This is a genomic window from Bacillus nitroreducens (assembly GCF_964021195.1).
On the sequence record NZ_CAXHYI020000003.1, the window covers coordinates 3491879 to 3506790 of the forward strand.

Below are 14912 nucleotides of genomic sequence, written 5' to 3' on the forward strand. Positions count from 1 at the left end.
TTAGTTTGGAATACCTATAAAGATCACAAAAAAAACAGAGGGAATTTACCCCTCTGTTTGTATTGAAAGCAGTTGTTTAGAAAGTAATTGATTGATCGCTAAGCAAATCGCAATCTTGACATGTGAATAAGTAAGACCACCTTGTACATACGCTACATACGGAGGACGCGTTGGCCCATCTGCAGTTAATTCAATACTTGCTCCTTGAATAAATGTACCTGCCGCCATGATTACATCATCCTCATACCCTGGCATGTAGCTTGGATATGGCGTTACATGTGAATTTACAGGTGATGCAAATTGGATAGCCTGGCAAAATGCTACCATCATATCCTTATTATCAAATTGAACAGATTGAATTAAGTCCGTTCGTTCACTATCCCAGCTAGGTTCTGTTTTTAAGCCAATCTTTTCTAAAATAGCTGCTGTAAATACAGCTCCTTTTAAGGCCTGTCCAACAATATGTGGAGCAAGGAATAATCCTTGATACATTTCTTGCAATGTATAAAGTGATGCTCCTGCTTCTGACCCAATTCCAGGAGACGTCATCCGATATGAACAAGCTTCAACTAACTCTTTTTTTCCAACCAAATATCCACCTGTTTTAGCAAGCCCACCGCCTGGATTCTTAATGAGAGAACCAGCAATTAAATCTGCCCCCACATGACAAGGTTCTTGTTTTTCTACAAATTCTCCATAACAATTATCAACAAAAACAACAACGTCTGGTTTAATTTCTTTAACGAACTCTACCATTTCTTTTATTTCAGCAATTGTAAAAGATGGTCTAGTTGCATACCCTTTTGAACGTTGAATACCAATCATTTTTGTATTTTCATTGATGGCATTTTTAATCGCTTCAAAATCAGGTCTCCCATTCGGCATTAAATCAACAGTATTATAGCCAATATGAAACTCCTTTAATGATCCATTACCTGAACCTCTAATGCCAACAATCTCCTCTAATGTATCATATGGATTTCCAGTAATATAAAGCAATTCATCATTCGGCCGTAAGACTCCAAACAAGGCAATCGAAATTGCATGGGTACCTGAAATTATTTGAGGTCGGACAAGAGCGGCTTCACCACCGAAGATATGCGCGTACACATCTTCTAAAGTATCTCGGCCACTATCGTCATAGCCATAGCCCGTGGATGGATTAAAATGAAAATCACTCACACGATTATCTTGAAAGCTTTTTAATACACGGAACTGATTATAATCAATCATTTGTTCAATCTTCATATGTACATCTTTAATTTTCTGCTCTGTCTCATCAACTAATTCCGAAATTAGTTGACCATAATCTAATTCTGTAAACATGTTGTTTTCCCCTTTATGAATAAAAATCCCTTAGTTGTCCTAGTAAGGAATGATTCGGAAAAATAAAACCTTTGCATTCATATTTCTCCGATTCTTCATTGTAATATAATTCTTTTAAAATGGTTTCTTGCTTCAAAAGGGCCAATAGCCTGCCTTCTGAACTAGGTAATGACACCTTGTATTCTGTCATCTGCTCAACCATCGATTCCTCTACTCTAGTTTTGATAAGGACTAAATCACTGATTTCAAATGCACTAACCAAAATTGATTTCGTATTTGATGATGGCACAAAATCAGGGAGGATTTTATCTTTTTTATTATAGAGTGTCAGGATCGGTATTGATTCGACTCCCAGCTCATCCAATAGTTTACTAACTGTTTGTTCGTGGTTAAAATAATCTGGGTTAGACGAGTCAACTACATGAAGGATTAAATCAGCTTCCTTCACCTCCTCCAATGTGGAGCGAAATGCTGCAATTAACGAAGTTGGTAGATCCTGGATAAATCCAACTGTATCCGTTAAAAGGGTCGTTATCCCACCAGGAAGTATCATCCTACGAGTCATCGGGTCAAGTGTCGCAAACAATAAATTCTCCTCAAATGAATCTGCTTCCGTTAATCGGTTAAACAAAGTAGATTTCCCAGCATTTGTGTAACCCACTAATGCGATTTGATATGTATTGTTCTTTTTTCTTCGTTCACGGTACCGTTCACGATGTTGTACGATGACTGATAATTGATTTTTGATGTCATCGATGCGTTTATGAATGTGTCGTCGATCTGTCTCTAGTTTTGTTTCACCAGGTCCTCTTGTTCCAATTCCTCCACCGAGTCTAGATAATTCTATCCCTTTTCCGATTAGTCGTGGAAGTAGATATTGAAGCTGGGCTAATTCCACTTGCAATTTACCTTCTTTAGAGTTAGCCCTAGAGGCAAAAATATCAAGTATGAGTTGTGTTCTGTCAATCACCCTCGCTTGAAACTTTGCTGATAAATTTCTAACCTGGCTTGGTGATAATTCATCATTGAAAATAATCACATCAGGTTCTAATTCTTCCTCAAGGTTCACAAGCTCCTCTACTTTACCTTTACCAATATATGTAGCAGGATGCACACGCTCACGCTTTTGGGTAATGGTCATGACAACCTGTCCTTTTGCTGTCTTAGTTAAGGACTGCAATTCTTCCAGAGAGTACTGAAAACGACTATCATCTTCAGTTTGAACTTGACATCCTACAAGTATAGCTTTTTCCATTTCTTGCTTTTGCTCGTTTGCCATTCATTTACCTACTTTCATGAAAGGTCATTTTCTTTAGCTATCATATCAAATTTCTTGTAGTTACACCAACTTGAAATGAAATAACCGCCTATTCAAATAGGCGGCATGTTATTCTTTGAAAATCAAGTCCTGAGTTCGAATGGTTTGAAGCTCTTGTTTACTATACGAGTCATCAATCAATAATCTCATTGCTTGTGTCCGAATTGATTTTTCAATTATATTTCGTACGTAACGGCCATTGCTAAATTTACCAGGAAACGACTCCATTTTAACAGCTTGTAAATGCTCACGCAATTTACGCTCTGCCTCTGGGCTAAAAACATATTCACGCTCGCGCATCATCTTTGCTGAAATTTCCATCAACTGATCGACCGTATAATCAGGAAAATCAATCACTAAGGGAAACCTAGAGTATAGTCCTGGATTAAGAGAGAGGAAATGATCCATTTCTTTTGAATATCCCGCTAAAATCAACACGAATTCATGTTGTTTATCTTCCATATGTTTTACAAGGGTATCAATTGCTTCCTTACCAAAATCCTTTTCACCGCCTCTTGCCAGTGAATAAGCCTCATCAATAAATAAAATACCGCCAATTGCTTTCTTAATTAGATCCCTTGTTTTTTGAGCGGTATGACCAATGTATTCGCCAACCAAGTCTGCTCGTTCCGCCTCAATCAGATGGCCTTTTGAAAGAACATTCATTTGCAAAAATAATTTCCCTAATAATCGAGCGACAGTGGTCTTTCCTGTCCCAGGATTACCTTTAAACATCATGTGCAATGCTTGCTTACCTACCTTTAAACCTTGTTCTTCCCTTTTTTTATTTATATATATCCAAGCATATACTTCTTTAATTGTTTTCTTCAATTCTTCCATACCAACAAGTGTGTTCATCTCTTCTTCGATTTCTTTTAGAGCTGCATGTTTTGTTTGGATTCTTGTTGAGAATTCGTCCTTTGGTGTTGAATGAAGTACCTTTAGTTTCTTTTTTTCTCCATTCAAAACAACATTTATTTGTCCATTATTTTTCATTTTAATTGGTTGATCCAAGAGCTCTCACCTCTCATTCTGTGTACATTATACGTTGTTAGTGTTATTTCGTGACAAAAGCCCAAGGAAAAAACAAAAGCGTAAGGCGACCCAATTACAGCTAGGGGTAGGCACATCCTGCGCATAAAGCTGTCATCCTTGCCGTCCTGGCAGAGGCGGCAAGCATAAGTTAAACTAACAGAAGGTGCTCTATTACCTTCCGAAGCTATTAGCCCAGAACAGAGAACGATGGCGCCTGCAGCTAGACCTAACACATACATACGTTTTTCCTTTTTATTTCAACATTTTTTTCGTGTTTATTACAAATAACGTGTGCTTTTTGTCAAAGATTGCGCTTTCCCAGAAAATAAATTTCCTTCACTATATATGTATATGAGGTAATTTATAAATCTTGAAGAAAAAATAGACAAGATGAAAAAAAAGGTTCTAAATCAAATGTTGGGGTTTTAGGCTACCGCGCTACGCTTGGTGGCCTCTATAAAAAATGATGGATGATACCATTCATCATTTTTTATAGAGGAGAATCACACCAACTCGGTTAACCAATATGTACCCCAATTCTTTTATACTTGTGTGTTAATAAAATCTTCGCCCTAAAGCGTTCAAAAACTCTAAATCCATAAGCATTTCTCTTTAGAACTTTGGTTGAATTATTAATTCCCTCTAAAAACCCATTTGAATATTCATAGGCAAAGCTATTTAATACTTCAACTTGCCAATTTTGTATGGTCTTTATTGCTTTAATCATTTCAGGTATCTTTGAATCCTCAATTAACTTATATAGTTCTTCCAATTCCTTTTTAACCAAACTGATACTGTTTTTTCCGTTTTCTTTAGCACGTAAAAACCAAGTACGATATGCCTCTTTAATTTCATATGCTTGTTTGAGTTCATTCGACATCTCCAAGTAACGATTTAAATGCCATTTCTCATCCTTAGTTAAGCGTTGGCAGTCTTTATGAAAGACATGTTTCATACGTTTACACTTTTTACGGTCGTAGCCATGAAATTGGTTTTGTACTCGACGTCTTACTCCATCAAGCCCCCAATAGATGTAACGACAAAAATGAAATCTATCAGCTACAATAACAGGTTTACCCAATGCCTCTTGAACGGCTGCTTTAAAGGAATGATTCATATCCATTATGACTATTTGCACTCTAGATCCGTGCTTTCTTAAGTAGTCTTTTATCGTACGTTTATAACGATTTGGTAGAATATCAATCGGTTCTTTTGTTATCCCATTCGCAATGATTAACTGGTATTTCCCTTCGCGGGTATCACCCTTGTATTCATCAATAGCTATAACTGTAGGTAATTCTTCCACCGGACGAATTTCACTTCGTGAAATTTGATCGAATCGACGTATAATGGTTGAAGATGAACACCCGTAGATTTCAGCTGTTTCCTTAAATGTTTTTCCTTTAATTGCTTTAATTGATATAGCTTGATTCCATTCTATTGAGGTACGTTGATAACGCATGACAAAAGGATTTTTCTCTGAAAAACGTTTCCCACATTCACAGACATATCGTCTACGCTTATAAAAGATTTGGGTTTTTCTTTCAAACCACTTTAAGTGTTGAATTTTTTGTATACGATAGTCATGAATTTTACTCGTCCTTTGGTTACATTTAGGGCACCGATGTACTTTTCGCTCCAATTCAACGTACAGGCGGATAACTTCGCCCACTTCTTCAACATTGGTTAGGATAGACCCTTTTAATCCAGGAATAATCATGGTAAAATCCATATACACGCAACTCCATTCTTTAGACTTGTTTCTGGACAATTCAAGTATAAGAGAATGAGGAGTTTGCGTGTTTTTTTATGCACACAAAATTTTGTTTAAACCCCAACAAATATTATAGAGCCAAAAAAAACAACCTTACTAAAAAAAGTAAGGTTGTTTTTTATTCTTATTCAAGCTCTAATTTAATATTTTTTTGTGGCGCAAAAGTAGAGATTGCATGCTTATAAATAAGCTGTTGCTTCCCTTCTGTTTCTAATAAAACTGTAAAATTATCGAAACCTTTTACTAATCCTCGTAATTGGTATCCGTTTAATAAAAATACAGTTACAAATGTCCCATCCTTTCGTAGAGTGTTTAAAATTTGGTCTTGAATATTGATTGCTTGTTTCATGAAATGTCCTCCTCTAAACTTTAAAGCAAGATGCTCAGAACTGTCATTGCCCTTTTTTGGATAAAACGAATAATCCTATTATTAACTATTCTCTTAAATTCCTAGCTTTCCTGCAATATATTTATAAATTTCATTAAAATTTTCTTTATAACTATTTTTCGAACCCATATCGAACCATTTTACATTCATTTTATTTCGAAACCACGTTAATTGCCTCTTCGCATATCTACGTGTATTTTGCTTGAGTTTAGAAATGGCTTCTTCAAGCGAAATAGTTCCATCAAGAAACTCATATAGCTCTTTATATCCGATTGCCTGGATTGACTGACAATCTCTTAAACCTTGAGAATAGAAGCGAGCTACTTCATGTAGCAGGCCAGATTCAATCATCAGATCGACCCTTTTATTGATTCGCTCATATAACAACTCTCGGTCCATCATTAAACCAACGAGCGCAAGATCATAAACGAGTTCTTGTTTTTGGTCATCCATATATTCCGTCATCGTTTTCCCAGTTGTTTTAAAAATTTCTAGCGCTCGAATGACTCTTCTTACATTATTAGGGTGGATTCGTTTTGCACTGTCAGGGTCAATTTGTTGCAATTCTTGATAAAGAGTATCAACGCCCTCTTCGGCAACTTGTTGTTCTAATATTTCTCGGTATTTTGGATCTGAAGCATCATCAGTAAACTGATAATCAAATATAACTGATTGAATATATAGCCCAGTTCCTCCGACAATCATTGGTAATTTGCCCCGCTTATGTATTTCTGTAATTAATTTTCGTACCACTTCTTGAAACTCTGCAACCGAAAAACTTTCATGGGGTTCCTTAATATCAATGAGATGATGAGGAATCCCTTCCATTTCTTCAGATGTTATTTTGGCTGTACCAATATCCATCCCCTTATAAATTTGCATGGAATCTCCGCTAATGATTTCAGCATTTAATTTTTTTGCAAGTTCAATACTTAGCTTTGTTTTTCCAACAGCAGTTGGTCCAATCAGAACAACTAGCTTTTCTTTATTCATGTCTTCCAATCAACCACTACCTTTACTTCAATTCATACTATTATCGTAACATAGATAATAAGACGAATACTAAATTATTATATCCAAATTGACTTAGAAAATAACATATTTTTCTAACATTAACAAAACTTACATACTACTTTTGGCTTATAAGTTGAAAACTCGCAAAAAGAGCAAGCTTTCAACTATATATTATACTAACCTTTACATCACACGTTTGAACATCTTCTCCATTTCATAGGTCGAATGGTGTATGATGATTGGCCGTCCATGCGGACATGTAAAGGGATCACTTGTTTTACGAAGAGTTTCAAGTAAAGCAAAAATTTCATCATTTCTCAAATGATGATTTGCTTTAATAGATGCCTTACAGCTCATCATAATGGCTGCTGCCTCTCTTAATTTCTTAATATCTATTTTTTTATCATTCAGTACTTGCTCAATGATTTCCTCAATTACTTCTTTTTCATCGCCCTTAGGAAACCATTGTGGATGAGATCGAACAATATAACTGTTATGACCAAATGGTTCAAGGAAAATCCCCACCTGCTCTAACTCATGCTTGTGAGCATTTATATTGATACACTCATCAGTTGAATATTCCAAAGTGATTGGAAGTAGTAGTTCTTGGAGATCTGTGATGTTCTCTCCTACTTTTTCTCTGAAATATTCATATTTAATTCGTTCTTGTGCAGCGTGTTGGTCAATTATATATAGACCTTTTTCATTTTGAGCGAGAATATAGGTACCATGCATTTGACCAATCGGGTACATGACAGGCACGCGTTCTGTTTCAGTTACGGTTGTATTAATGCCTGTAAAATCCCGCTCTTCACCGTCTTCAAAAGTATCGATTGACTCTTCATCACTTTCTGCAATTACCATTTTTTTCCTTTCTGTTGATTCTTCATAGGATGTTGGTATCGCCTGCGTTTGAGTTTCGATCGGAATTTCCTGCTTTTTTGAAACTTCTTCGTTAAAATCAGTAACTTGCGGAATGAATGGTTGCATTTCTTTCGGTTCGGTTTTTAGCGAATGTTGAAACACAAATTGCTGCTGTTCTGTTTTTGGTGTTTCTTTCTTTTTAGGAGCTACAGCATCTGGGATTAATTGTTTGTGTTTAAATATATCTTTAATCCCTTCATCAATTAATTGATTTAACTCCTGCTCCTTACTAATTCGTACTTCGAGTTTTGCTGGATGCACGTTCACATCTACTAACAATGGATCCATTATAATATCTAACAAGACAATCGGATACCTTCCTATTGGCAAAAGGGTGTGATAGCCTTGTTGAATGGCTTTTACAAGTGGATAATTACGAATATAACGACCATTAATTATGGTTGAAATATAGTTTCTCGATGCTCTAGTCACTTCAGGCATCGAGACATAGCCTTTTACTGTAAAATCTAAGGATTGCAGATTAATTGGAACCATTTGTTTTGCAATTGAAAGTCCATATATCGCAGCAAGAACTTGTCTAACATCCCCATTGCCACTTGTATATAAAAGGCGTTTTCCATTATGAAGCAAGCGGAATGATATTTCTGGATGTGCAAGGGCGATTCGATTCACTGCATCGGTAATATTTCCTAATTCTGTATGAACAGTTTTTAAATATTTTAAACGAGCAGGTGTATTAAAAAAGAGGTTAGAAACCGTTATATCAGTTCCCTTACGACTATTTGTTGATTTCTTCTCAATAAATTGTCCACCCTTAATGATAATATGACTACCAGAATTGTCCCCAGTACTTGTCTTCATTTCAAGTTCGGAGACAGAGGCAATACTTGGTAGTGCCTCTCCTCTAAACCCTAGTGTCCGAATTCGAAATAGATCATTTTCATCCTTTATTTTACTAGTTGCATGACGATGAAAGGCATTTATACAATCTTCACTATCCATTCCGTCTCCGTTGTCAATGATCCGAATTTTGGAAAGGCCTGCTTCTTCAATTTCAATTTCGATTACAGTACTGTTTGCGTCAATGGCATTCTCTACTAATTCTTTTACAACGGAAGCTGGCCTCTCAACCACTTCACCAGCTGCAATCTTATTTGAAAGAAGGTCATCCAGTTGAATGATTTTACCCATGCCTTCACCTCACATTTATCCTTTAAGTTGTTTTTGAATTTCGTATAATTTATTAATAGCCTCCAAAGGTGTAAGGCCTAAAATATCCATCTCTTTAATAGATTTCAAGACATCCTTTTCCTTTGATGACACATGTTTTTCTTCACTTTTATAAGAGGTTCTTGATTCCTCAAAAAATGAAAGCTGTAATTGATCGGTTAAAGAAGTAGATTCCTCTTTCGTTACAACTACTTCCTTTTCACCTTGTTCTAATTGGTTTAATATTTCATTTGCACGTTCAATTAAGCGATCGGGAAGATCGGCAAGCTTTGCAACGTGTATCCCATAGCTTTTATCCGCTGCACCTTCTTTAATTTTATGGAGAAAGACAACATTATCGTTTTCTTCTATTGCACTTACATGAACATTTACTAAATTCTCAAGTTGTGATTCTAAATCTGTTAGCTCATGATAATGAGTGGAAAATAAAGTGTGTGATCCAATATGTTGGTGAATGTATTCTATGATTGCTTGAGCCAAGGCCATTCCATCGTACGTAGATGTCCCACGCCCAATTTCATCAAACAATAACAAGCTATTTGACGTAGCATTCACGATTGCATTTTTTGCTTCAAGCATTTCAACCATAAATGTACTTTGTCCAGAAATCAAATCATCTGCTGCACCAATTCGTGTAAACACTTGGTCATAAATCGGTAAGATTGCTTCACTTGCTGGGACGAAACAACCAATTTGTGCCAAGATTGAAGTTAGTGCAATTTGTCTCATATACGTACTTTTACCTGACATATTTGGTCCTGTTATGAGAAGTAAGGAACGCCCCTTTTCCATCACACAATCATTAGGAACATATTCCTGAGCTTGCATGACTTTTTCGACTACAGGGTGGCGGCCATCTTTAATGTAGAGCTTGTCTTTAGAAAACTGTGGCATACAATAATGGCGCTCTTCACTAATCGTCGCGAAACATTGCAGCACATCAAGCTCACTAATGACCTTCGCTAAAGCCTGAAGTCTAGGTATATAACTTTTAACCTGCTCTCGAATATCAAGAAACAGATCATATTCTAATTGGACAATCTTTTCCTCTGCTTCAAGAATGAGTGTTTCCTTTTCTTTTAGCTCTGGCGTGATAAATCGTTCCGCATTTGTTAACGTTTGTTTTCTTTCATACATACCTTCAGGAAGAAATTGTAAATTCGCCTTTGTTACTTCAATATAATAACCAAACACGCGGTTATAACCGATTTTCAAAGACTTAATCCCTGTTTTTTCTCGCTCCCGTTTTTCTAACGAAGCAATCCATGATTTTCCATTCCGACTTGCATCCCGATATTGGTCAAGGGTTTCATTGAAACCATCTTTAATGATATCCCCTTCTTTAATGGACATCGGTGGTGAATCCTTAATGGAACGCTGAAGAAGATCAGTTAATGACTCACATAAATCCATTTGCTTCGCAAGATTGTTTGCATAAGGGTGCTGTAACTGTGTCACAAGTTGATAAATACCTGGTACCTGTTCAAGCGATTTTTTTAACTGCAAAAGGTCTCGTGCATTTACATTCCCATATGCCACTCTTCCTGCAAGACGTTCAAGGTCATATACTTCCTTCAATAAATCCCTTAATTCTAATCTTTCAAAGTAGTGATCAATAAAGGTTTGAACCATATGATGACGAGATTCAATTTCGCTTTTATTTAATAGCGGTCGATCAATCCACTGTTTTAATAAGCGTCCACCCATTGCCGTAACCGTTTGGTCTAATAGCCATAGTAAAGAACCTTTCTTACCTTTGCTTCGAATTGTTTCAGTTAGTTCTAGGTTTCGCTTTGAATACAGGTCAATTTTCATAAATTGATTTGTATAAAAAATACGGACCTGTTGCAGATGATCAAGTGAACGTTTTTGAGTTTTTATTAAATAATTTAATAACCTTCCAAACGTGTGGACCAATTTTTCATCTTCAAGGTCCTTTGTTAGTTGTTCAAATTCATTTGCTACCTCACAATTGTCTTCATAAGAAATTGTAACGTGACACCGTTCGATAATTGCTTTTTGGTTATCCTCATCAAATTCAGAGGATACCACAACCTCTTTGACCCCATTCGCATAGATTTCTCCAATAACATCTTCAAAATGGGAAGATAATAATGTTACACGATTTTCTCCAGTCGATATGTCAGTTAAAGCAAATCCGAAAGAACCATCTGAAAAACTAGAAATAGATGCTAAGAAATTGTTTTCTTTATCTAGAAGGTTTTTACCCTCCATGACAGTTCCAGGAGTAATTAATTGGATTACCTCACGTTTTACAACACCTTTTGCCTGTTTTGGATCTTCTGTTTGTTCACAAATTGCAACTTTATATCCTTTATTCACCAATTGTTCGATGTATCCTGCAGCTGAGTGGTATGGAACCCCACACATTGGGATCTTTTCATCAGAACCGCCATCTCGAGCTGTTAATGTAATTTCCAAAATTTGAGATGCGTTGATTGCATCTTCAAAAAACATTTCGTAAAAATCACCAAGTCTAAAAAATAAAAAGGCATCTTTATAGTCTGCCTTAATCCTTAAATATTGCTTTATCATCGGCGTATACTCTGCCATCTATAAATCCCCCAACACTTTTTCAAATCCGCCTTGGCGTATTTGCGCCCGATTTTATTTCGGCTTATCCGAAAACTTTCCATTTAAAAATCGTGGCATCTGCCAGAGGCTTTATCTTATAAAGTCGGATACCGACTCTATAGATTAATTCCTTTCATATTATAACATAAGTTAAAATTGAGTTGGGCAGGACTTGTCTTCCAAAACATGAAAAAAAACTAGGAAGTCATGCCTCCTAGTTTCAATTATTCCTCTAAGTCTCCAACTAAGAAATCAGGATTTAAGTCCTCAAAATCTTCATCGTCAACATCCCAATCTTTGATGTCTTCATAACATCCATCAGGATTTACATGAACACATACTTTTGTTTCACCAATTACCTCTGCAAGAAGCTCTCTTTCCACTTCTACTAGAATTTTGTTTCCATTAGGTGAAATTGTGCATTCTAAGCAATTTGGTTGTTGTAACACTTCAACGATTACATCACAACTATCGCCTAAGAAATTCTCATCTCTATACTTCAATTTGATATGGTCTGTGTATGAGAGTGTTTCAGTAACGACTTCTGTTTTTGTATTGTTACCGAACGAATACCACACGTTGACATCGAATGTGCCATGCACCTCTACCGTATTACCTTTTTTCTCGGCTTTATAACGGTGATTAATGATCCAACACCCTAAAATACTTGATGGGTGGTGTGGTGGACTAATGGTATAAGTAGATTGTGAAAACTTACGTCCTTTACCTACAACAGCTTTTGTTATAATCTCTCTGTATTTATTAGACATTCGAGCAAACCCTCCTCAATCAATCTTCAATTCATCCTATGCGGGACATTTGACTAGTGTGCTAAAGACTGATTTCTTTTTCAAAACTTTTTACAAGTCACTTCGATGTTCCTTCTTGATGTACACTCAAAAAAGGGTAAATTTGAAATGTAGAGTAAGTACCTAAAAATACGCATTGTCCTTCTTTTTATAGATGAACTTACGATTACCGTATAATTAATTGTATGCGCGTTCGCCCATTTATGTACCATTTTTTAAAAGCGTACAAGCCAAAATGAAAAACTTGATATAACCATCCCCTAATAGAACAAATGCAGAAGCCCTTATTCAAATCATATGTAAGGTTAAAACGTAATCACTTTAAAACAATAAAAAAAGCAAAAGCTTTACGCTTTTGCTTTTTTTCGTTCGATTAGTGGCAGCCACATCCACTTTTATTCTTTACTTTAGATCCCGTTTCACCTGCTAACAAGTCTCCACCTGTCGATGAAACAATTTCATTTGTGACATTGTTTGAAATTGTATGTGAGACAAGTTGTAAAAGGTCATTCACTTCAATTTGTGAATTCTTAAATTCTTCAACAATTGGAATGCTGTCTAGTTCTTCTTGTAATTGATCGATTTTATCTTCAACTTGCTTTAACGCCTCAGACTTTCCATAATGTTGGAAGTTAACAGCTTGTTTTTGCAAGCTTTTAATGGTTTCGATAATTTCCTGAACTTTTTTATTCTGGTTGATTTGTGCTTCTGCACGTTTGAAGAAATCAACTTCTTCAGTTTCTGCAATCATTTTTGCTAGTTCTGTTGCGCGTTCTACAATTTGCTCTTTTGTGTATAGTGCCATGTTATTTCACCTCTACCGGTTCTTCGATCATTTCCCCATCCAATGACCAAGTTTTTGCTTGTGTTATTTTTACTTTTACAATTTTACCAATTGCTGATTTTGGTCCTATGAAATTGACCAATTTATTTTTAGTTGTGTATCCTGCTAAAACATCAGGATTGTTTTTACTTTCACCTTCAACAAGCACTTCAACGATTTGCCCTTGGTATGCACGATTTTTCTTCGCAGAAATCTCATTAACTAATGCATTTAGACGTTGAAGTCTTTCTTTTTTCACTTCCATCGGAATGTTATCTTCCATTTTTGCTGCTGGTGTACCTTCACGTGGTGAATAAATGAAGGTATATGCTGAATCAAATTCTACCTCTCTATATAAAGAAAGGGTTTCTTCAAATTGCTCATCCGTTTCATTTGGGAAACCAACAATAATATCAGTCGTAAAGGATGCATTTGGGATTCGTTCCTTCATTTTGCGAACTAACTCAAGATAGGATTCTCTAGTGTATTTTCGAGACATTAATTTTAACACTTGTGAACTTCCTGATTGAACTGGAAGATGAATGTGTTCCATGAGGTTTCCACCTTTTGAAAGTACCTCAATTAAATGATCATCGAAATCACGCGGATGACTTGTTGTGAATCGAACACGTGGAATGTCGATTTTACGAATCTCATCCATTAAGTCTCCCAAACCATATTTCATATCAGTAAAGTCTTTCCCATAAGCATTTACGTTTTGACCAAGTAAGGTAATCTCTTTGTACCCTTGTCGTGCTAAATGACGGACTTCTTCAATAATATCCTCAGGGCGACGACTACGTTCTTTACCACGAGTATAAGGGACGATACAGTACGTACAGAATTTATCACATCCGTACATAATATTTACCCAACCTTTTATATTACCCTTACGTACTTTTGGAAGGTTTTCGATGATGTCTCCTTCCTTCGACCACACTTCAACAACCATCTCTTTACTGAACATTGCTTCTTTTACAATGTAAGGAAGGCGATGAATATTGTGTGTACCAAAAATCATATCGATAAATTGATGTTTTTCAAGAATTTTATTAACTACTGATTCTTCTTGGGACATACATCCACAAACACCAATTAAAAGATCTGGTTTTTCAAGTTTTAATGGTTTAAGATGGCCGATTTCACCAAATACTTTGTTTTCTGCGTTCTCACGAATCGCACATGTATTTAGTAAAATAATGTCCGCATCTTCGGTATTTTCAGTTGGCTCATAGCCCATTTCCATGAATATACCTGCCATGACTTCTGTATCGTGTTCATTCATTTGACAACCATACGTACGGATTAAAAAGCGTTTTCCTTTTCCTGCGTTTTTCATATCTTCAGGAATTGAGAATTCTTTTAAATAATTGACTTGTTCTTTACCACGTTTTTTCGCATCTTTTAATGAAGGTGGTTGATAAACAGCCTGAAAATACTTACTGTAATCCTTCTCGGATTTTTTGTCCGCAGGCTTTACTTGGGTACTTTCAAGACGTTGTTTTTCGTTCATGCAAAATCTCCTTCCTCTTTCAACACTATCTTTGACGTTTAAGTTTCGCTACAAAACCTACACATTTTACTAGTATAAGGTTTAATATGTTTTATTACAATAAAACCATAAAATTGTAGAAAATTGTACATTATTGATAGACAAGACATACATGCCTATTTTATCACTCAACAAACGACGAGTAAAGATATAGAAATGTATA

Annotated in this window: 11 protein-coding genes; all 11 read right to left on the reverse strand. The window is 35.9% G+C overall.

The features are described 5' to 3' along the window. Positions 1 to 45: 45 nt before the first annotated feature. Positions 46 to 1326: a methionine gamma-lyase family protein gene (locus ACWPVE_RS20945; protein ID WP_453996777.1), complete on the reverse strand. Its 1281-nt coding sequence runs from the start codon at positions 1324 to 1326 to the stop codon at positions 46 to 48. A 13-nt stretch (positions 1327 to 1339) separates the two neighbouring features. After that, positions 1340 to 2605: a GTPase HflX gene (gene hflX, locus ACWPVE_RS20950; protein ID WP_453996779.1), complete on the reverse strand. Its 1266-nt coding sequence runs from the start codon at positions 2603 to 2605 to the stop codon at positions 1340 to 1342. A 108-nt stretch (positions 2606 to 2713) separates the two neighbouring features. After that, entirely contained in the window at positions 2714 to 3658 is a 945-nt protein-coding gene (gene spoVK / locus ACWPVE_RS20955) for a stage V sporulation protein K (protein WP_453996781.1), read from the reverse strand. Positions 3659 to 4196: 538 nt separating this feature from the next. Beyond that, complete coding sequence (locus tag ACWPVE_RS20960) at positions 4197 to 5417, reverse strand: ISL3 family transposase (RefSeq protein WP_453996783.1); 1221 nt, start codon at positions 5415 to 5417, stop codon at positions 4197 to 4199. A gap of 160 nt (positions 5418 to 5577) precedes the next feature. Beyond that, entirely contained in the window at positions 5578 to 5802 is a 225-nt protein-coding gene (gene hfq / locus ACWPVE_RS20965) for an RNA chaperone Hfq (protein WP_057999880.1), read from the reverse strand. A 93-nt stretch (positions 5803 to 5895) separates the two neighbouring features. Then, positions 5896 to 6843, reverse strand: a complete 948-nt coding sequence (gene miaA, locus ACWPVE_RS20970) for a tRNA (adenosine(37)-N6)-dimethylallyltransferase MiaA (protein ID WP_453996786.1) — start codon at positions 6841 to 6843, stop codon at positions 5896 to 5898. Between the two features lie 195 nt (positions 6844 to 7038). Further along, positions 7039 to 8931, reverse strand: a complete 1893-nt coding sequence (mutL, locus tag ACWPVE_RS20975; protein ID WP_453996788.1) for a DNA mismatch repair endonuclease MutL — start codon at positions 8929 to 8931, stop codon at positions 7039 to 7041. Between the two features lie 15 nt (positions 8932 to 8946). Then, complete coding sequence (gene mutS, locus ACWPVE_RS20980) at positions 8947 to 11544, reverse strand: DNA mismatch repair protein MutS (protein WP_453996790.1); 2598 nt, start codon at positions 11542 to 11544, stop codon at positions 8947 to 8949. A 245-nt stretch (positions 11545 to 11789) separates the two neighbouring features. Next, a complete protein-coding gene (locus ACWPVE_RS20985) occupies positions 11790 to 12335 on the reverse strand; it encodes an outer spore coat protein CotE (RefSeq protein WP_453996792.1) in 546 nt (181 codons plus the stop codon). Between the two features lie 412 nt (positions 12336 to 12747). Next, on the reverse strand, positions 12748 to 13179 hold the full coding sequence (locus ACWPVE_RS20990) for a RicAFT regulatory complex protein RicA family protein (RefSeq protein WP_453996794.1): 432 nt from the start codon (positions 13177 to 13179) through the stop codon (positions 12748 to 12750). Position 13180: 1 nt separating this feature from the next. Next, positions 13181 to 14710 carry a tRNA (N6-isopentenyl adenosine(37)-C2)-methylthiotransferase MiaB gene (miaB, locus tag ACWPVE_RS20995; protein WP_453996796.1) on the reverse strand — a complete coding sequence of 510 codons (1530 nt, stop codon included), beginning with the start codon at positions 14708 to 14710 and terminating at the stop codon, positions 13181 to 13183. Positions 14711 to 14912 lie beyond the last annotated feature (202 nt).